Source organism: Acinetobacter dispersus (genome assembly GCF_009884975.1).
In the GTDB taxonomy this organism is placed as follows: domain Bacteria; phylum Pseudomonadota; class Gammaproteobacteria; order Pseudomonadales; family Moraxellaceae; genus Acinetobacter; species Acinetobacter dispersus.
The window spans coordinates 3,610,853-3,630,416 of sequence record NZ_CP041970.1; the positions used below are offsets into that span (position 1 = coordinate 3,610,853).

The window sequence follows — 19,564 nt, forward strand, 5'->3', positions numbered from 1 at the left end:
GTTAGATGAGTGTTTCACTAGTCATTAGATGATTTCTAATGACTAGTGAAAAGATTGTGTTTAGAAAGAGAAAGTTGTGCTTAATTGAACGCGACGACCTTCTTGGGTATTGCTGTAGCGGTTATAATAGCTAGTACCAACACGCTCATAGTCATTGAAATTCTTATCAAAAACATTATACAACGCAACGCCCAAGTTCCAGTTTGGTGTGATATTAAAATTAGAGCCTACATGTAATAAGGCATATTCTTTATAATCACCCAAAGCATCGTAAGCATTTTTTTCTGCAGTGCTCATATTTTGATAAGTTTTGAGGTAGCGAGCCCTTTCACTGCGGTATTCACCACGAGCCCAAAGTTGGATATTGTCATCTGCCTGCCATTTAAGTGAAGCATTTGCAATATGTTCAGGCGTATCGTTAAGTGGTGGATTTCCAATGCTCTTATCTTTAATCTCTGTGTTTGTCCACGTGTAGTTGATACCAAATTTCCAATCAGGTACAAATTCCCAGTTAAATCCTGTTTCTACCCCATAAATTTCAGCTTTTTCAGCATTGGTTGGTCGTGTAACGTTCCATGAGCGAGTACCCGTATCTCCATTTTCCATTAGCCAAGGTGTGCCAACGCTTGCCATAAAGTTTTCACAGGCAACTTTTCCTCCGAAAGCATCACTACTGGCAGCATCACAAGTTCTTTCAATTGCCCCAGTTACGATTTTGTCTTTAACTTGGCTATAAAAAGCCGTCATATTGGCATCAAAATTAGAGCCATTACTAAAATATGTTCCGATTTCGAAGTTATTACTTTTTTCAGGTTTTAAATTTGGATTTCCAAAGAGAGGAGTCCGGCCTTGTCCACCAACGTTATAGATACCATCAGTTAAACGCTCAAGTCTCGGTGCTTTGTAGCCCTCGTTATATCCACCTTTAAATGTCCAGTTGTCATTCGCATTCCAGACTAGATAAGCACGTGGAGTCCAGAAGTCTCCAAAGGTATCATGGTCGTCGTATCGTAAACCAAGTGTAAGTGCCAGACTATCTGTGATTGACCATGTATCTTCAGCGAAAAGACCTAGCTGTTTAAAGGAGATTTCTTTATTGGCACGTAAACCATCTTTGATATTAGCTTCCCACCATTGGCCACCTAGAGTGATTTTATGACCCGAGAAATGTTCAGTCGTAAATTTGGTATCAAAAGTTGTATCTTCACTTTCTAGAAGTCTTGGAGTAATGGCTTTAGATCCGTTTTGCGCGCGAGAAGGAATTAGACGACCAATAGTTTCGGTCTGAATATTACTAATACTGGATTCTAAATTACCAAAATCGCTTCTCCATGTATGCGCTAAAATATATTTTTCACGATTATATTTTTGAGACTCTGCATAGCCTCCATTGGCACCTAAAGTACCCAGTTGTCCCTTGCTGTTATCGTACCATTGCTGTGTTTGCTCGTATTCCACTGATAAATCATGGTTATCTGTCGGGGTAAGAGTTAAGCGTGCACCAATGGTTTCAATATCGGATTTGGTTGGGTTATTTCCCATATTCAATGATTCATCAGTTGACTCATCATCCTTTCTAACAACATTGGATTGGTCTCTCTCCGCCTTTCTGCCTCTTAATTGTAAACCTAGTAGATTTTTTATAAGTGGACCCGTAATAAATGCATCGACAGAGCGTTGATTACCAAAATCAGATGAGTTAGGTAGAATTGTGCCTTCTAAAGTTACTGAGCCTGTCCATTCATCAGTTACTTTTTTAGTAATAATATTGACTACGCCACCCATAGCATCAGAACCATAAAGTGTAGAAGCAGGCCCTCGAATTACCTCGATTCGCTCAATTGCAGATATTGGGGGAATAAAACTGTTATTGGATTCACCAAAACCATTTGGCGTAATGTCGCCTGTACTGTTTTGTCTTCTACCATCTACTAATACAAGTGTGTATTCAGAATCCATTCCTCGAATACGGATATTCAAACCACCTGTTTTACCTGCTGTTGGGCTGATATCAACGCCTTCTACATCAATTAATGCATCTGCAATGGAATTAATTCTTTTATCTTTCAAATCTTGAGCAGTAATGACTGTGATACTTGCTGGTGCATTTTTAATATCTTGTTCAAATCCAGCTGCCGATACCACAATGGTTGCAAGTTGGTGTGTGTTGGTATTTTCAGATGCTGTCGTTGTATCTGCGAAAGCGGATGTGGTCATTACCCCAAGTAATGCAAATGAAAGGGGATTCAAATTAAATTTACTCATAACTAGAGTTCCAAAGCTGGACGAGAAAAACAGAACAATTGTTCAAAAAGAATGCAAAGTATAGTGATAATACTTATCACTAACAACAAAAAATAACGTTTGTTTTAAGATTCATTTAAGAAAACTATGATTTTGGCTAAAATAAGAAATATATTTGCTTTTTTAGCATCCGATTTTGTATATCCAGAAAGTTGTCATATAATGTGGCACTTTAAAAATTGTTATTACTAACTAATATCGAGGAAGCCATGCAAGTAACGACTGAAGCGGTTTCGGGCGTTGCCCGTCGTTTAAATGTTTCTGTACCGACGAGCCGTGTTAACGAGCAGTTTGAAGCTCGCTTACAACGCACTGCCAAAACTGTGAAGATCAACGGCTTCCGTCCAGGTAAAGTGCCTTTGAATGTTGTTCGCCGTGAATATGGTGCGGGCATTTATCAAGAAGTTGTGAATGACATCATTCGCGACACAGTATTTGAAGCAATTCAACAAGAAAAAATCAATGCGGTCGGTATGCCGAACATTGAAAAAGTTGAAAACAAAGATGATGCTTTAGTTTTTGAAGCGACTGTTGAAGTTTATCCAGAAGTAGAAGTGAAAGCTTTTGCTGACTTGGAAGTTGAACGTAAAGCATCAGAAATCAACGACAAAGACGTTGATGTCATGATCGAAAACTTGCAAAAACAACGTCAAACTTGGGCTGTAACTAAAGGTATGGCGAAGAAAGACATGCAAGTAACTTTCGACTTCGAAGGTACTGTTGATGGTGAGAAGTTTGAAGGCGGTGCTGCTGAAGACTTTAAACTAGTACTTGGTTCAGGTCGTATGATTCCTGGCTTTGAAGACGGTATCGTTGGTATGAAAGCTGGCGAAGAGAAAGTGATTGATGTGACTTTCCCAGAAGATTACCAAGCTGAAAACTTAGCGGGTAAAGCAGCTCAATTCAAAATCACTGTGAAGCAAGTTGAAAAAGCAAAACTTCCAGAAATCGATGCTGAATTCTTGAAAATCTTTGGTTTAACTGAAGAAGAAGGCTTAGACAAGTTAAAAGCTGACGTTCGTAAGAATATGGAACGTGAAGTTCGCAACGGTCTTCGTAACCAAGTTAAACAAGCTGCATTTGATGCGCTTGTTGCTGCAAACGAAATTGAAGTTCCTGCTTCAATGGTTGCTCAAGAAATTGACCGTCAACGTCAACAAATGATTCAACAGTTCACTCAGCAGTTTGGTGCTCAAGGTGCAGGCGCATTTGACAGCAGCATGCTTCCTGATGAATTGTTCAAAGAACAAGCTGAAAAATCAGTTAAGCTTGGCGTATTGGTAAGCAAAGTATTGGCTGACGCTAAACTTGAAGTTGACCAAGCACGTGTTAATGCTTATATCGATGACATGGCTTCTTCTTATGAAGATCCAACAGAAGTTGTTGAATACTTCAAAAATGACCAACAACAACGTGCTCAAATCGAAGCTGTTGTGTTAGAAGACCAAGTTGTTGATCACATCTTAGCTGCAGCTAAAGTAAAAGATGTTGCGATCAGCTATGAAGACTTATTGAAAGAACAACAAGCTCGCCGTGGCTAATCTTTTAAAAAGTTGATTCAAGAAAAAGGCGCTTAATGCGCCTTTTTCTTTAGGGTTGCCAATTTTGTATTTCATTATGATTTAAAACAGTAAGACTTTGGCTTGCAGAGCTTTAAGCATAGGTGTGAAATTTCATAAACCATGCTGTGCATCATCAGAAAATCTCCCTTACTTAAAGCATCGATGTAAAGTCTGCAAACCCTCTGTTAGCAAAGTGTTAATTTGTCGAAAAATTGCCAGATTTTAGTCTAAATAATCGAATATTTCAGATTGAACCTTTTGCAATTTCATTGATTATCCCTCATATTGTTGGCATAGATCGAGTCACAATAATTTAGGAATAAGTAAACGTATGTATGTTCCAACAATTGAAAATGCTTTAGTTCCTGTTGTCGTTGAACAATCATCTCGCGGTGAGCGTTCATTCGATATTTTTTCACGTCTATTACGTGAGCGTGTTATTTTCTTAACGGGTGAAGTTGAAGATAACATGGCGAACTTAATCGTTGCGCAGATGTTATTTCTTGAAGCAGAAAATCCAGAAAAAGATATTCACCTTTATATCAATTCACCAGGCGGTTCAGTAACTGCTGGTATGGCGATTTACGATACCATGCAGTTTATCAAACCAGATGTTGTGACCTACTGTATGGGACAAGCAGCATCAATGGGTGCATTCTTATTGAATGCGGGTGCAAAAGGCAAACGTTACTGTCTTGAAAATGCTCGTGTGATGATCCACCAACCATTAGGTGGTTTCCGTGGTCAGGCTTCTGATATTGAAATTCACGCACGTGAAATTCTGTTCATTAAAGAGCGTTTAAATCGCTTAATGGCTGAACATAGTGGTCAAGATTACGAGACCGTTGCACGTGATACAGATCGTGATAATTTCATGACTGCACAAGCAGCCAAAGAATATGGTTTAGTCGATGAAGTGCTAAGCAAACGTCCCTGATTTTTTAGGACCTAAGTTTAAGATTTAAGTTGTGGAGTAAATATGTCCGAACATCCTCAAGGACAAAAACATTGTTCATTTTGCGGTAAGACGCAATCTGAAGTTGGAAAATTGATTGCTGGTGAGGACGCATATATTTGTAATGAGTGTGTAGATGTCTGCTTAGATCTCGTTCAAACCAGTCAACAAGTTGAAGCAGGCGATTGGGCAACTAAAGCCCTGCCAAAACCACACGAAATACGTGCTGCCTTGGACCAATATGTGATTGGACAAGATGTTGCGAAGAAAACCTTATCTGTTGCGGTCTATAACCACTATAAGCGTTTAAAAGTAGGCCAGTCGACTCACGGGCATCAAGAGATTGAAATTGCAAAAAGTAATATTTTGCTGATTGGACCGACAGGTTCAGGTAAAACATTGCTTGCACAAACACTTGCGCGTTTGCTTGATGTTCCATTTGCGATGGCAGATGCAACCACTTTAACCGAAGCAGGTTATGTGGGTGAAGATGTTGAAAACATCGTGCAGAAGTTATTGCAGAAAGCAGATTACGATGTAGAAAAAGCGCAAAAAGGCATTATCTATATTGATGAGATTGATAAGATTACCCGTAAATCTGAAAATCCTTCAATTACCCGTGATGTGTCTGGTGAGGGCGTACAACAAGCATTGTTAAAAATGATTGAAGGTACGGTTGCGTCTATTCCACCACAAGGTGGTCGTAAGCACCCACAGCAAGAATTCATCCAGATTGATACAGCTAACATCCTGTTTATCTGTGGTGGTGCATTCTCTGGCTTGGAAAAAATTGTCCAACAGCGTCAAGAGAAGGGCGGTATTGGTTTTACAGCAGATGTGAAGAATAAGGACGACAGTAAAAAAGTCTCTGAATTGTTCCGTCAGGTTGAAGCAACGGACTTGGTTAAATTCGGTTTGATTCCTGAATTTATCGGTCGTTTACCAGTGATTGCAACTTTGGAAGAGCTGGATGAAGAAGCATTAATGCAGATTCTGACAGAACCTAAAAATGCATTAACACGTCAATACCAATATCTTTTCACCATGGAAAATGTAGACCTTGTCTTTGATGAGTCTGCGTTACGTGCCGTGGCGAAGAAAGCTCTTGAGCGTAATACAGGTGCGCGTGGTTTACGTTCTATTCTGGAAAATGTACTACTTGAAACCATGTATGACTTACCAAGTCGTACGGATGTTGGTACCGTTATTTTGAATGAAGCTGTCATTAATGGTACGGCTAAACCAACATTCAAAGCAGAGCGTTTACCACAAGTGGGTACGCCAGAAGCAACTGAAAAGAAGGATTTGAAGGTGATTGATTCTAAATCAGCCTAATTCTCATTCATCTAAAAAAGCATGAAAGGCTTGGCTTTTCATGCTTTTTTTATTTGCAATTAAGCGTTGAGGTGTTAATCTTAAAAAATTGAAAAAATGTGCATAGTTTTGCGCTGTTAAAAATAAATCCAAGAAAACGCCTTGAGGGATGTCATGCGTTATTTAATATTGTCATTATGTTGTGCAGGGGTGTTGGCTGGCTGTCAAAGTCATAAGACAGTTGAAGAAAAACCAACCGCGCTGACTGCAACCTTACCAGCTGTCAATACTGAAAAAGAACCAGGCTTATTTGATCAATATCATGTGGGTGGCTTCTCCGTTGGTGGTTGGGTTAATCAAAAGTTAGGCCAATATTACGCACCAATCAAACCGCAAAATGAACAAGCTGCGGTGGTTTATTTATATCGACCAGATACACGTTGGAACCGTCAGGAAATTGCTGCGGCCAATTTATTTATCAATGGTCATCGTATTCCGAGCTTATTACATAATCATTATTACTGGGTGGAACTACCTGCGGGAACTTATCGCTTAAGCGTGAGTCGTCCTTTGGCAGGATTACATTTCCAAAAGCCGAAATATCTCGATTTTACTGTGGATGCTGCACAAACTTATTTTATTAAATACGATGAAGAAAATAAGATTTCACGTAGTGAGCATACGGGCCCATTTATGATTACACCTGACAAGGTGGCGCATCAGGAAATCGCATTCACACGGTTAAAATCTTCTAGCTATAACTTTGTCGCTCAAGATGCATCGGGTAAGGTTCGTTCAAAACCTCAAGAATTAAAACCAGCAAAGTATGATGAAAAGTCAGAAGTGCATTTGGTTAAGCCATTTAAACTGTGGAATCCATTGACTTGGTAGGTTTGCTTGAGCAGTTACTCATCCTGAATTAAAGGTTTGATGATGGTGAGGAACTGCTCTTTTAATTGTGAGCTCTGCTCTGGATCATTTAAGGTTTTTTGACTTAAATTATTCATATATTGAAAAACATGAGTACTGATTTGCAATGTTTTTTGATTAATGGATTTACCTTCAGGTGTTTTTAAGAATTTCAAATAGGCTTGTATTTCTTCTTCGCTCAAGGTATCTGCATAAATCTTCTCGATTGCTCGAATAGTTTCGGGGCGAGCAAAGACTTTTGAGCTGGTATCTTTAAGTAATTGGCTCAGTTCCAACACGGCAAGATGTTCTTGTGTTGTGGTCAGTTCTTCTTTTCCTAAGACTCTTAATAAAATATTTTCCGCTTCAAGATCGAGTGTTGGTTGCATTTCATCGAGTGAGGTATTTAAAACATTTTCGAGCTCGCTCAGTTTGATTAGTTCTTTGACTGACTTACTTTGGGCTGGGGATGCAAAGGTATTTTGCATGCCAACGAGAAGGCAAAGTCCAATCACCATGTTGAACATGTATTTATTCATCTATAGACCGCCTTATTGTTCTCGTCTTTTTTATAATTTAGCAGAAGCCACAGGCAAAAAAATAGCCGAATACGATGATTCGGCTATGATTATTGTATGAGTATTATTTATGACGCAGCAGCATCAACAACTGGGATTTTACCAATCTTAGCTTGCCAGATTTTTGGTGCAGTGGCATGGATTGAAGTACCATTTACATCAACTGCAACAGAAACAGGCATATCTTCAACTACGAATTTGTAGATTGCTTCCATACCTAAGTCTGCAAAAGCAACGACTTCCGCTTCACGGACTGCTTTAGACACGAGGTAAGCAGCACCACCAACGGCCATTAAATAAGTTGCTTGATTGTCTTTGATCGCTTCAATTGCAGCAGGACCCCGGTCCGCTTTACCAATCATACCGAATAAGCCCGTTGCTTCTAAAACTTGACGAGTGAACTTATCCATACGGGTTGCAGTGGTTGGGCCAGCAGGACCAACAACTTCATCGCCAACTGGATCGACTGGACCTACGTAGTAAATGAATTTACCTTTTAGATCGACTGGAAGTTCTTCGCCATTATTTAACATGTCGACCATGCGCTTATGTGCAGCATCACGACCTGTATAAATCGTACCGTTCAATAATAATGTATCGCCTGGCTTCCAAGCATTCATTTCTTCTTGGGTAATAGTATCAAGGTTTACACGTTTTGATTGAGAAGAATCCCACGTTACAGCAGGGTAGTCTTCAAGTTTTGGTGCTTGAATATGTGCAACGCCAGTACCATCTAACTGGAAGTGTGCGTGACGAGTCGCCGCACAGTTCGGAATCATACCCACTGGCTTACCTGCCGCATGACATGGGTAATCCTTGATTTTAATATCAAGTACTGTAGTTAAACCACCAAGACCTTGTGCGCCAATACCGAGTGCATTCACTTTCTCGAAGATCTCGATACGGAGTTCTTCCATTTTGCTTTGTGGGCCACGACGAAGTAATTCGTCCATGTTGATTTCTTCCATAAGTGCTTCTTTTGCAAGCATCATGGCTTTTTCAGCAGTACCACCGATACCAATGCCGAGCATACCTGGTGGACACCAACCTGCACCCATAGTTGGAACAGTTTTAAGTACCCAATCCACGATTGAATCAGATGGGTTTAACATCGCAAGTTTAGATTTATTTTCTGAACCGCCACCCTTCGCTGCAACGGTAATATCAACTTTATTACCAGGAACGAGTTTGTAGTGAATCACGGCAGGCGTATTGTCTTTGGTATTTTTACGACCAAAAGCTGGATCTGCTAAAACAGAAGCACGGAGTACATTTGAGTTCTCTAGGTAACCTTGGCGTACACCTTCGTTTACAGCATCATCCAAGCTCATGGTTAAATCAAATTTAACATCTAAGCCGACTTCAAGGAAAACGTTAACGATCCCTGTATCCTGACAGATTGGTCGGTGACCTTCAGCACACATACGTGAGTTGATAAGGATTTGGGCAATAGCATCTTTTGCAGCTTTGTTTTCTTCACGATCATAAGCACGGCTCATCGCTTGGATGAAGTCTTGTGGGTGATAGTAAGAAATAAATTGCAGGGCATCCTTGATTGATGTAATCAAGTCATCTTGTTTGATGATCGTTGTCATATCAAATTTCTCTTGAGCGGGCGATTAGCTGGCGGGCTAAATTATATGACAAAAAGGAATGAATGTGGGAGTTTTAGCTTAGATTTGGCTAAAGGTCTAAAGTAAGCCTTCGATCTAAATTGCATCAACAAAAGATGCGCTTTGGATTTTAGTTTTTTCTCAGTTGAGATGGACTATAGCCAAACTGTTTCTTAAAGCGATGGCTAAAATGGCTGCTTGAGCTAAAACCATATTGCACTGCGATCTCTGTCAGATTCACTGTGGTTTGTTCAAGTGCTTGATGAGCTCGTTCAAGTCTGCGTTGCATCACATATTGATGTGGTGGCATCTGCATCGATTGTTTAAACATATGCGCAAAATGATACTCGCTGAGTTGCGCTTGCTGAGCCAGATCAGACAAGGTCAAACTCAAATGGAGATGTTGGTCAATCCATTCCAGTAACTGCTTAAGCACATAAGGGGAGAGTCCCCCTTTGACTTCAGGTGCTTGCCATTGTGCATGACTGTAATTTTTGATCAGATGATTGAGTAATAATGTTGTTGCGGTACTCATCTGCAAATGGTTTTCACGATCTTGCCATGCACCATTGAGTAAAAAGTGCCGATAGATCATCGAAATTTGTGGGTCAGCCACAAAAATTTGTGGATTTAAAATGATCTGACTCGGTTCGCGATCCCAGACTTGTTCTGCCACACGTTGTAAGTGCTGTTCAGTATAGTAAAGATGTACGAAGGTGAGTGGATCACGTAGGTCCCAAGTCGACTCGAAATCTTGTGGCATCAGGCACATACGGTCAGGGCCACCGCCATTGTGCCAGCCCTGTTGGGTTTTTTGATAGCTTTCATAACCGCCCTGAATATACATACTCAAGGTGTGGTGATTGCTGCAGACACTGACACGATCCTGATTATTTTGCCACATGGCCAACTGCATGCCCGAACCCAGTTCTACCGAGTCGAGTAATTGCGCTTTATATTGCTGTAATTGATCTAGAATCTGATATTTCATCTTCTATACGCAGTGCCAAATATGATCCAGTTTAGTGTAGAACTTTCAGCCAGTTTTGTCATCTGGTCAAAAAATCTAGAAAAACGCAAATCCATGACAATCACCGCAAGATGGTGCAAGTAATCAACGGCCTCAACCCTGCAAAATATAACAGTTATCGTTGAGTGTGGTTTTAGAGAAATGAATGCGCTGTTATATGCTTTGGTGGTGGTAATTTGGGGAACCACATGGATTGCGATCAGTCTGCAACAACAAAGTGGAATATCAGCCAGTGTTGCAGTGTTCTGGCGTTTTTTTATTTCTGCAATGGTGTTATTCGCTTTCGTTGCTTTGAGCCGAAAGTTGCGGAAACTCGCCGGTAAAGATCATCTGTTTTGTATGTTGCAGGCCTGCTGTATTTTTGGTTTTAACTTCGTCTGTTTTTATTATGCGGTGCAATATATCAGTAGTGGTTTAGAGGCTGTGATATTTTCCATGGCGGTGATTTTTAATACCATCAATGCCCGATTATTTTTCTCTCAGCAGGTTTCTTCGCGGTTTTATCCTGCGGCCTTATTAGGTGTACTCGGGATTATTGCCTTGTTTTGGCATGACGTGGTGGGCACCACTTTAAATCGCAATACATTGATCGGTATTGGACTGTGCATTTTAGGCACTTATGGTTTCTCTTTGGGCAATATGATCAGTACGCGCCATCAAAAACATGGCTTGGATATTTTTACCACCAATGCATACGGGATGTTGTATGGCTCACTGTTGATGGCGTTGATTTCATGGTTTAGACAGGATCAGTTTTTCCCGAGTATGCAATTAAGTGCAGTTAGTGCTTTACTGTATCTCGCGATCTTCGGTTCAGTGATTGGTTTCACTGCCTATTTTTATCTGGTCGGACGGATTGGTGCAGGTAAGGCAGCTTATAGTACCTTGTTATTTCCTTTGGTCGCATTGGTGATTTCGACTGTATGGGAAGGCTATCACTGGCAAATGAATGCGGTGATTGGGGTGATTTTAATTCTATGTGGCAATGCAATTTTCTTTGTGAAAGGGCCGCAGTTCAAAAGAATTGGGGTTTCAAAACAAGCCTGAGTATGAAATTTGATTTATTAGTTGGTAGATGAAACTGATATATTGAATAAAAAATATGGAATAGGCTTTATGAATAATCAATCAGTCACACAAATAATGATTGATTTGTTAGAAGAGCATGGTGTTTCGGTTCAAACGTTTGATGGTTGGATTGTACCTTATGGGCAACTCCCAGCGATGCGGGCCAACTGGTTGGAACATGAGACACATGGTCGTCTAGATGTTGAGGTGATGTTAGAGGATAAGCGAATCATAACTGAAAGTTTTGCTGGCATAGGGGTGGGAAACGCAGGGGTACTGAATGCGGTGCAGAATTTTTCTGTTAATTCATTACATGTTTTTCTTGCCGCTTTCTGGAAGCAGAATGACCACACTGAAGTCACTATAGAGCAATGGCAAATAGCAGGAAAAAAATATACAGCTTATATTGGTAATATTGGACAGCGTAGCGATCTTAATAATTCACCAACACCGCCTAGCGAATTCTTTTCTTCAATTGAACAGGCCATTCTAAAACACAAACCAGCTCATGATTTTGCGTGGTATAGAGTATTCTTTTGTGATTTTAAGGGTGAGCAAACGTTTGAAGCACTAGCTGAAAACCAAGACTGGGCAGATGGCTTAGAAGCTTTAAAACAGTTAAGTTGGGAACCAAGTTCTGGGTATTATAGTGTTCGTAATTTTATTATATTAAAACGCAAGAAAGATCGTGGTTGGGAACGGATTAGAAATTACTTTAAAAACTGATGTAGCAAAACCTGCTACATCAGTTTTTTTATTCTTACATTGACTGAGCTGCCTGAATCGCAGTTAAAGCAATGGTAAATACAATATCATCGACCAAAGCACCACGAGACAAGTCATTCACAGGTTTATTTAAACCTTGTAGCATTGGACCGACACTCACCACATTGGCAGCACGTTGTACCGCTTTATAGGTGGTATTACCTGTATTTAAATCAGGGAAAATAAATACATTGGCGCGTCCCGCCACTTGCGAGTCTGGTGCTTTTTGGCGACCGACACTTTCAACCGAAGCAGCATCGTATTGCAATGGGCCATCAATCAGTAAATCAGGACGGCGTTGCTGTGCAATTTTAGTCGCCTCAGCCACTTTTTCAACATCGGCACCGGTACCTGAAGTTCCCGTTGAATAACTGATCATGGCGATACGTGGATCAAGACCAAAGGCTTTGGCAGAATCTGCGGACTGAATCGCAATCTCGGCAAGTTGTTCTGCATTTGGATCAGGATTAATCGCACAATCTCCATAGACATAAACTTCATCAGGCAACAACATAAAGAAGATCGATGAGACCAGTGAGTAATTCGGTGCAGTCTTAATCAGCTGGAATGCTGGGCGCACGGTATTGGCAGTGGTATGAATCGCACCAGACACCAAACCATCCACTTGATCGAGCGCCAACATCATTGTGCCGAGTACCACGGTATCTTGCAGCTGTGCTTTGGCTTGTAGTGCGTCGAGTTTACCTTTACGCAGCTCCACCATCGGTTCGATGTATTGATCACGAATGGTATCAGGGTCAATGATTTGTAAATCATCGGGTAATTGAATACCTCGCGCCTTCGCCACTTCGGCAACCGACTCAGGCTTTGCCAATAAAATACATTGCGCAATACCACGGGTTTGACAGATCACAGCCGCTTGTACCGTGCGTGGCTCATCACCCTCAGGCAGGACAATACGTTTTTTCGCAGCAATGGATTTTTGTACCAACTCGTAACGGAACGCTGAAGGTGATAAGCGAGGATGCAAGTTGTTCTGGGTATGTTGATCCAACCAATGGCTATCTAAATGACTTGACACGAAACGAGTGACTTGCTCTGCACGTTCAGTATCATCAATTGGAATTTCATTTCCAAAGCGATGCAGTAGTTGTGCCGTTTCTAAGGTATCTAAAGGTGTGTGTAAGATAGGGAGCCCTTGCTTAATCGCACTTTGGCAAAATTCGAGTACATTGCTTGCAGGCGCAGCTTGCTCGGTTAACACCAGACCTGCGAGTGGCGTACCATTGCTGCTGGCAAGGCTCGCTGCCAAGATCGCATCGGTGCGTTGTGATGCGCTAATTATCAATTCGCCCGCAACAAATTTATGCAATTCTGATTCGATATTGGATGCAATTAAACTGGTATGCAGAATACGACGTTGTTTAGCCTCACCTTGATGCAACCATGTACCATTGATGATCGAAGCGATATCTAAACTACGTGGCACGCTGAGGGTATTGCTGAATGGCACCAATCCAATAATCGGCAGTTCATCGGTTCCCATAAAGCGGTTATAACGTTGTAACTCTAAGGCAAAAGCATTGATATGCTGGTCTAGGCGTAGACTTGGATCAAGCGTGACTGGAATTTCGGCCGTGCCTTCAGGTAAGCCTTTGGTCCGCATAAATAACACGCCTGTAGTGCGTGCTGAGGCTGCGCCACCAAATTGACGTAAATGCGCATCGACTCTTTCTGCTGTTTTACGTGGATCAGCTAAATCTGCGGTGCTGACCAAAACCACTTGTGCATCCAGTGCTTGTGCGAGTGCGGCATTGATTTCACTGACAAAATGATCTTGTCCATTCGGAACCAAACCTTCAACGATAATCACATCATGATCAGCTGAAATTTGACGGTGTAGCGCAACGGCTTCTTCAAGCAATTCATCTGTTTCGCCCAAGGCAATCAGTTGAGTCAGTCGCTCGTAGGTGATTGGTTCGGCAGATTTATGCTGAAATAAATGGCGATAGAGTGTCGTGGTACGGTCAACCGTGGTGTCTGCAATTTGAGAGTAAGGTTTTAAGAAACCCGCATTAATCCCTTTACAATCTAGCGCGTAGATCATACCTAAGCAGGCTGAAGTTAAACCAACACCTTCACCTGTGGGGATGAGTAAAATCGTATTCATAGTGACCTTAAATTCTTTTAATAGGTTGATTAAGCTGTTGGTTCAAGTACTTGACGGGTTTCTTTGGCAATACGGCCTTCTTCATCAGTCGGAATCACCCAGATTTCAGGACCTGTACCATCGTCGATACGACCTTCTGTACCACGCGGCAATGCATCATTTTTCTCTTTACTAAATTGAAAACCGAAATGAGCCAGATAGCCTAAAGTCTTTTCACGGACATAAGCCGAGTTTTCACCAATACCACCTGTAAATACTAAACCATCAAGATGGGGTAAACCGCAACTCATCGCTGATAAAGATTTGGCGAGGCGATAGCAGAATACTTCAATGGCAAGGGTTGCACCATCATGACCATTTTCAGAGGCTTCAACCAAGGTGCGCATATCATTGGATAAACCAGACAAGCCCAATAAGCCACTTTCTTTATTCAACATGCTGTCAATTTTTTGGATATCCCAACCAAGGTTGCTGGCAAGGAATAAATGTAAGCTTGGATCTACATCACCACTACGGGTACCCATCACCACACCTTCAAGTGGGGTCATGCCCATTGATGTATCGACGCTATGACCATTCCAGACAGCACAGGTTGAACTGCCATTGCCTAAATGTGCACTGAGCCAGCCGCCTTCATTTTTATGGCCTGCCAATTCGCTGGCGCGTTCAGTCACATAAGCATGGCTGGTTCCGTGGAAACCATAGCGACGCACTTGATGTTCAGTATACAAATATTGTGGTAGAGCATAGCGATAAGCACGCTCAGGCATGGTTTGGTGGAATGCGGTATCGAAGACGGCGACTTGAGGCAGTTGAGGGAACAAGCGTAGGGTGGCTTCAATTCCAATCAAATGTGCAGGATTGTGCAGCGGTGCAAGAGGTGTCGCTGCTTCAATACGCTCAACCAGTTCTGATGTAAGCAATTCTGCTTTGGTGATGTTACCGCCGTGAACGACACGGTGTCCAATTGCCTGAGGGTTATAGTTGGCTAAGCGAGCCAATAAGGTTTCAAGTGCTTTGGCGTGATCTGCATACGGAATCGAAAGTTCCAGTGGTTCGCCACCCAGTGTGACTCCTTTAATACGGGCATCGGCTGCCCCTAAATTCTCTGCCAAGCCATAAATACGGTCTTCACGACGTTCCGAGATGAGCGCGTACTTGATTGATGATGAACCACAGTTAATTACTAATACAGATATAGCCACGTTTGAACACCTAACAGATTTTAAATTTTATGATGAACACTTTGATCTTGCTGCAACGCATGAGGCAGTGGAATCAAGCGCAATGTTTTAACATGGGATGTCATCTTGGCGAAGATAGACTTTAGCCTATACAACCCGTTTATAAATCAACCTATTCAGTATAGTTAGGAAATGAGCAGTTGTTTTGATTGATCTGTTGATTTTGTCATTGTTTTTTGTATGTAAATATATAAAAACACGATAAAGATCAAATAAATGACCTTTATCGTGTTTCTGTATTCAAATGCTCGATTTTGTTATTGGCGGATTTGACCGTCGCCAAACACAATCCATTTTTGTGAGGTTAGACCTTCTAGGCCAACTGGGCCACGGGCATGGATTTTATCGGTTGAAATACCGATTTCTGCCCCTAAACCATATTCAAAACCATCAGCGAAGCGGGTTGAAGCATTGATCATCACCGAACTTGAATCCACACGTGCCAAGAACTCACGGGCTAGACTAAAGTTTTCAGTAATAATGGCATCGGTATGATGTGAACCATACTTATTGATATGTTCAATTGCTTCATCCATACCAGTAACCACTTTAATCGCAAGAATTGGACCGAGATATTCGGTATACCAATCTTCCTCTGTCGCTGTTTTCACTGATACGCCTAAAATACGTTGGGTTTCAGCGCAACCGCGCAATTCAACCTGTTTTTCAGCATAAAGTTCGGCAATGCGTGGCAAGAATTCCTCAGCAATCGCTTCATCGACCAATAATGTTTCCATGGCATTACATACACCATAGCGATGCGTTTTGGAATTGAGCGCAATCGGTAAAGCTTTTTGTAGATCTGCTTGAGCTTCAACAAATACATGGCAGTTGCCATCTAGATGTTTAATGACTGGAATACGCGCTTCATTGCTGATTCGTTCGATCAAGCTTTTACCACCGCGTGGCACAATTACATCCACGAATTCAGTCATGGTAATCAGGTGACCTACTGCGGCGCGATCAGGGGTTTCAATCACTTGAACCGCATGTTCAGGCAAGCCTGAAATTTGTAGACCATGCTGGATCGCGGTTGCGATGGCTTTATTGGATTCAAGTGCTTCTGATCCACCACGTAAAATAATTGCGTTGCCAGATTTTAAAGCCAATGACGCTGCTTCAAGGGTCACATTGGGTCTTGATTCATAGATCATGCCAATCACGCCTAAAGGCACGCGCATTTTTCCAAGTTGAATCCCCGACGGACGGTAGGCAAGATCGGTAATCTCTCCAATCGGATCAACCAAGGCAATCACATCTTTCAGACCTTGCAGCATACCTTTAAAACGAGCAGGAGTAAGTTCTAAACGATCGAGTAAAGCGCTGTCGAGTTGACGTTGGCGGCCACTGTCCATATCGATTTGATTGGCTGCTAAAATTTGGGCTTGATTATTTTCCAAAGCCGTATAGATTGCAGATAGGGCATGGTTTTTCAAATGCGTCGATGCGCTCGTTAATACACGAGAAGCTTGACGCGCTTGAGCACCGACCTGTTGCATATAATTTTGAATAGAATCTTGCATAGCAGTTTGAGATTTGCATGTATTTATAAAGATAGTAACAGTCAACGGCTGAACAATGAATAGGCTGAACTGACAATTCAAAAAATTATGAAGCGTTAATTGGCGCAAAAGTTTTTATTTTAATGCGATGAAGATATTGAATCTAAAGCTGAGATTACATATTTTGCAAAAGATTAATGTTCTAAACAAGATAAGTGGTTAAGGAAATGATTGCGTATAAAACGTGCATATGTATAGAATGAAAAAGTATAGGATAAATGTAATACAAATTTTATAAATTTGTTAACTTGCAAGTAGAAATCGCTGAAAATGAGATTCTTGCAACAAAAAAATAAACAAGGATGGAGGAAGGACATGAATTCCATTATCCAAATGGACTCGGATATAAATCATACCTACACAGGCTTTGGTTTTTTCGACATTTACAATAAAAACAGTTTTAAACAGCCAGCGCGTACCACGTGGATCGATGGTTGGAAAATTGAATATATGGCAATTGCAGATCCGAAAACGATCTACAACACGCCGATTGTAATTGTCGGGGGCGCATTTCAAAATTTTAACTCTTACAAGTATTGTGTTGAGCAACTCTTTGAGAGTGGTCCCGTTATTCTCATTGATTTACCGTCAATGGGGGCGAATCAACAGATTCGTAATGTTGATACAGGTGAATCTGCTGGAATCCTGGAACTGCCTGAACTGTCTAAAATGCTTGGTCAATGGCTCGATATTGTTGGACTTGAGAAAGTTTCAATGATGGGGATGTCATTAGGTTCGGTGGTCGCATCATCATTTGCACACCAACGCCCTGAATTGATTGACCGTATGGTATTGATGGGCGTGATGCAGAAGACGCGTAAAAGCTGGCGGATGCTGCTAGAAGAATCATTGCATTTAATGCGCGAAGATCGCATGGATGAGTTTGGTCAAGCGGTGATCCTATATTTAGTGAATCATGCCAAGCTTGATAAAACGCGCATGTCGCCAACAGCAAAGCGTTTATTCTTCAGACAAATGGCAGAATTTAGTGCAACTGAACGTGAACGTTATGAAATTAACTGCAACCGCTTATTGCGTTTAAGCGACGTGCCAGTACCCCAATGTAAAACTTTGGTGGCTGCTGGACAGTACGATAGCTTTACTTTGCCACACGAAAATGCTGATTTTGCTTTGCAATGCCAAGATATGCAGTTTGCTTTAATTGCAAACGCAGATCATGTGCCGCAATTGCAGCGCCGTAAAGAAACCATGAATTTGTTTACCTCATTCTTGAAAGGGGAATCTATCGAGAATCTGGATGGTATTATCCCGATGACGCGTGAACAAATGCAAAAAATTGAACGTCGGGGCGAGGAGCGTATTGCTGTTTTACAACCACAGACTAAATTGACTCATCGTCATTTAGCGACAGAAGTGGCAGTGAAAATTGTCGATATCACCTTCTTTGGCGTTTATTTAAAACTTAATGATCTTGAACAGCTTGATTTTGTTAGCCAACATCCTCGTGATTTAGCTCTACATTTAGCTGATGAGGAAGGTGAGTTTAAAATTGAATGTTTAAACTTTGATGCAACTGAGCAAGGACTGCGCATCTTGTTTAAACATGGTAGTTTTGATATTGCTGATCGTTTAACGCGTTTTATTGAGCGTCAAAAACAGGCTTGATGAGAACCGAAGATTTGAAAAGGGAAGTGGATCAACCATTTCCCTTTTTTATTGAGGATTATTTGTTGGTTGCCTGAATGACCCAGACTAAATCACCTAAGTGTTGCTGCGTATTTTCTAAAGTTGCTTGTTCAAAAAACTGCTTTGGCTGCAGAACTTCAACTTGATTAAAGCCTGCCTCTTGGAAGAAATTTTCGACCTCGGCTGGGTTTTTAAAATGAAAACTAAATGCACTGCGTGACATCCATTTTAGTAAACGGCTGCTGTTCCAGATAATGGTTGCCAGTTTGTTTTGGGTCGGTTCTGGGTAGATGTCTGTTAAATAATGCAGCTCTTTAAAGTTTTGACCGTAGTTGGCAATTGCTTGAATGAGTTGCTGTAACATTGGTTTTTCAAAGTAATTGATGAGTCCTTCACTAATAATCACCAATGGACGTTGCTGATCAAATACCTCAAATGCAGCAGCAAAGGCATCGGTAAATAAGTCGACAGACAGAACTTCATCTACATTGCTTTCAATTTGTTGTAGTGCAGCTTGTTTGGTGGCTGCCATATCGGGTAAGTCCAATTCACGGTAAGTGATATTTGGATAATGTTGTCTAAACCACCAGCCTCGTGGTGATAGACCACATGCAATTTCTAGTACTTGAAGATTAGGGTGTTGTTCAATCAATTCTTTTAAGTGGTTATCCAAGATGCTGTGGCGTTGTTTAAGCGTGGTGCGCATACTGCCACCGACATATTTTTCTGCCCAGCTTTCAATTGGATGAACTAAGGCTGCCAGTGTTTTGCCTTTTGCTGTTGCTAGTGCTGGATGTGAGATCCCCATTTGATACCAGATGTAGCCGGTGTAGTGTGCGGTAAATGAAATGTGGCGATGTTTCGAAAGTTGTTGTGTCATCT

15 protein-coding genes are annotated in these 19,564 nt (G+C 41.3%); 7 read left to right on the plus strand and 8 right to left on the minus strand.

Annotated features, from left to right (window positions below; all coding sequences use genetic code 11):
- Positions 1-60: 60 nt before the first annotated feature.
- On the minus strand, positions 61-2,265 hold the full coding sequence (locus tag FPL17_RS16685) for a TonB-dependent receptor domain-containing protein (RefSeq protein WP_159886285.1): 2,205 nt from the start codon (positions 2,263-2,265) through the stop codon (positions 61-63).
- Between the two features lie 248 nt (positions 2,266-2,513).
- Here FPL17_RS16685 and tig point away from each other — a divergent pair, with 248 nt between their 5' ends.
- From tig to FPL17_RS16705, 4 genes are all read left to right on the plus strand, one after another.
- Positions 2,514-3,845, plus strand: a complete 1,332-nt coding sequence (tig, locus tag FPL17_RS16690) for a trigger factor (RefSeq protein WP_005318089.1) — start codon at positions 2,514-2,516, stop codon at positions 3,843-3,845.
- A 352-nt stretch (positions 3,846-4,197) separates the two neighbouring features.
- Positions 4,198-4,803 carry an ATP-dependent Clp endopeptidase proteolytic subunit ClpP gene (clpP, locus tag FPL17_RS16695; RefSeq protein ID WP_004775790.1) on the plus strand — a complete coding sequence of 202 codons (606 nt, stop codon included), beginning with the start codon at positions 4,198-4,200 and terminating at the stop codon, positions 4,801-4,803.
- A 42-nt stretch (positions 4,804-4,845) separates the two neighbouring features.
- Positions 4,846-6,156: an ATP-dependent Clp protease ATP-binding subunit ClpX gene (clpX, locus tag FPL17_RS16700; protein WP_005185075.1), complete on the plus strand. Its 1,311-nt coding sequence runs from the start codon at positions 4,846-4,848 to the stop codon at positions 6,154-6,156.
- Between the two features lie 153 nt (positions 6,157-6,309).
- Complete coding sequence (locus tag FPL17_RS16705) at positions 6,310-7,026, plus strand: DUF2846 domain-containing protein (RefSeq protein ID WP_005185073.1); 717 nt, start codon at positions 6,310-6,312, stop codon at positions 7,024-7,026.
- A gap of 14 nt (positions 7,027-7,040) precedes the next feature.
- Here FPL17_RS16705 and FPL17_RS16710 read toward each other — a convergent pair whose 3' ends face one another.
- From FPL17_RS16710 to FPL17_RS16720, 3 genes are all read right to left on the minus strand, one after another.
- Positions 7,041-7,583, minus strand: coding sequence for a DUF2059 domain-containing protein (locus FPL17_RS16710; RefSeq protein WP_005185072.1), 543 nt, complete (start codon positions 7,581-7,583; stop codon positions 7,041-7,043).
- A gap of 107 nt (positions 7,584-7,690) precedes the next feature.
- The gene (locus FPL17_RS16715) at positions 7,691-9,217 is read right to left on the minus strand and encodes a fumarate hydratase (RefSeq protein WP_004657827.1); all 1,527 of its coding nucleotides are present in this window, start codon (positions 9,215-9,217) and stop codon (positions 7,691-7,693) included.
- 148 nt (positions 9,218-9,365) lie between these two features.
- Positions 9,366-10,226 (minus strand): AraC family transcriptional regulator, encoded by an 861-nt coding sequence (locus FPL17_RS16720; RefSeq protein ID WP_159886287.1) that lies wholly within the window; start codon positions 10,224-10,226, stop codon positions 9,366-9,368.
- Between the two features lie 180 nt (positions 10,227-10,406).
- Here FPL17_RS16720 and FPL17_RS16725 point away from each other — a divergent pair, with 180 nt between their 5' ends.
- Together FPL17_RS16725 and FPL17_RS16730 are read left to right on the plus strand one after the other, a co-directional pair.
- The gene (locus FPL17_RS16725; protein ID WP_159886289.1) at positions 10,407-11,312 is read left to right on the plus strand and encodes a DMT family transporter; all 906 of its coding nucleotides are present in this window, start codon (positions 10,407-10,409) and stop codon (positions 11,310-11,312) included.
- A gap of 69 nt (positions 11,313-11,381) precedes the next feature.
- Positions 11,382-12,059 (plus strand): DUF6348 family protein, encoded by a 678-nt coding sequence (locus FPL17_RS16730; RefSeq protein ID WP_159886291.1) that lies wholly within the window; start codon positions 11,382-11,384, stop codon positions 12,057-12,059.
- 34 nt (positions 12,060-12,093) lie between these two features.
- Here FPL17_RS16730 and pta read toward each other — a convergent pair whose 3' ends face one another.
- The 3 genes from pta to FPL17_RS16745 form a co-directional block, all read right to left on the minus strand.
- Positions 12,094-14,229, minus strand: coding sequence for a phosphate acetyltransferase (gene pta / locus FPL17_RS16735; RefSeq protein WP_159886293.1), 2,136 nt, complete (start codon positions 14,227-14,229; stop codon positions 12,094-12,096).
- Positions 14,230-14,258: 29 nt separating this feature from the next.
- Positions 14,259-15,434, minus strand: coding sequence for an acetate/propionate family kinase (locus FPL17_RS16740; protein WP_159886295.1), 1,176 nt, complete (start codon positions 15,432-15,434; stop codon positions 14,259-14,261).
- 296 nt (positions 15,435-15,730) lie between these two features.
- A complete protein-coding gene (locus FPL17_RS16745) occupies positions 15,731-16,996 on the minus strand; it encodes a glutamate-5-semialdehyde dehydrogenase (protein WP_159886297.1) in 1,266 nt (421 codons plus the stop codon).
- A gap of 354 nt (positions 16,997-17,350) precedes the next feature.
- On the opposite strand from FPL17_RS16745, the gene FPL17_RS16750 reads away from it, so the two are divergent.
- The gene (locus tag FPL17_RS16750; RefSeq protein WP_005185051.1) at positions 17,351-18,661 is read left to right on the plus strand and encodes an alpha/beta fold hydrolase; all 1,311 of its coding nucleotides are present in this window, start codon (positions 17,351-17,353) and stop codon (positions 18,659-18,661) included.
- Between the two features lie 58 nt (positions 18,662-18,719).
- On the opposite strand, the gene FPL17_RS16755 is transcribed toward FPL17_RS16750, so the two are convergent.
- Positions 18,720-19,562: a class I SAM-dependent methyltransferase gene (locus FPL17_RS16755; RefSeq protein WP_159886299.1), complete on the minus strand. Its 843-nt coding sequence runs from the start codon at positions 19,560-19,562 to the stop codon at positions 18,720-18,722.
- Between the last annotated feature and the right edge of the window lie 2 nt (positions 19,563-19,564).

Excerpts from the sequence above, each read along its gene's own strand:
- FPL17_RS16685 (WP_159886285.1), bottom strand. The coding sequence starts at position 2,265 with ATGAGTAAATTTAATTTGAATCCCCTTTCATTTGCATTACTTGGGGTA.
- tig (WP_005318089.1), top strand. The coding sequence starts at position 2,514 with ATGCAAGTAACGACTGAAGCGGTTTCGGGCGTTGCCCGTCGTTTAAAT.
- clpP (WP_004775790.1), top strand. The coding sequence starts at position 4,198 with ATGTATGTTCCAACAATTGAAAATGCTTTAGTTCCTGTTGTCGTTGAA.
- clpX (WP_005185075.1), top strand. The coding sequence starts at position 4,846 with ATGTCCGAACATCCTCAAGGACAAAAACATTGTTCATTTTGCGGTAAG.
- FPL17_RS16705 (WP_005185073.1), top strand. The coding sequence starts at position 6,310 with ATGCGTTATTTAATATTGTCATTATGTTGTGCAGGGGTGTTGGCTGGC.
- FPL17_RS16710 (WP_005185072.1), bottom strand. The coding sequence starts at position 7,583 with ATGAATAAATACATGTTCAACATGGTGATTGGACTTTGCCTTCTCGTT.
- FPL17_RS16715 (WP_004657827.1), bottom strand. The coding sequence starts at position 9,217 with ATGACAACGATCATCAAACAAGATGACTTGATTACATCAATCAAGGAT.
- FPL17_RS16720 (WP_159886287.1), bottom strand. The coding sequence starts at position 10,226 with ATGAAATATCAGATTCTAGATCAATTACAGCAATATAAAGCGCAATTA.
- FPL17_RS16725 (WP_159886289.1), top strand. The coding sequence starts at position 10,407 with ATGAATGCGCTGTTATATGCTTTGGTGGTGGTAATTTGGGGAACCACA.
- FPL17_RS16730 (WP_159886291.1), top strand. The coding sequence starts at position 11,382 with ATGAATAATCAATCAGTCACACAAATAATGATTGATTTGTTAGAAGAG.
- pta (WP_159886293.1), bottom strand. The coding sequence starts at position 14,229 with ATGAATACGATTTTACTCATCCCCACAGGTGAAGGTGTTGGTTTAACT.
- FPL17_RS16745 (WP_159886297.1), bottom strand. The coding sequence starts at position 16,996 with ATGCAAGATTCTATTCAAAATTATATGCAACAGGTCGGTGCTCAAGCG.
- FPL17_RS16750 (WP_005185051.1), top strand. The coding sequence starts at position 17,351 with ATGAATTCCATTATCCAAATGGACTCGGATATAAATCATACCTACACA.
- FPL17_RS16755 (WP_159886299.1), bottom strand. The coding sequence starts at position 19,562 with ATGACACAACAACTTTCGAAACATCGCCACATTTCATTTACCGCACAC.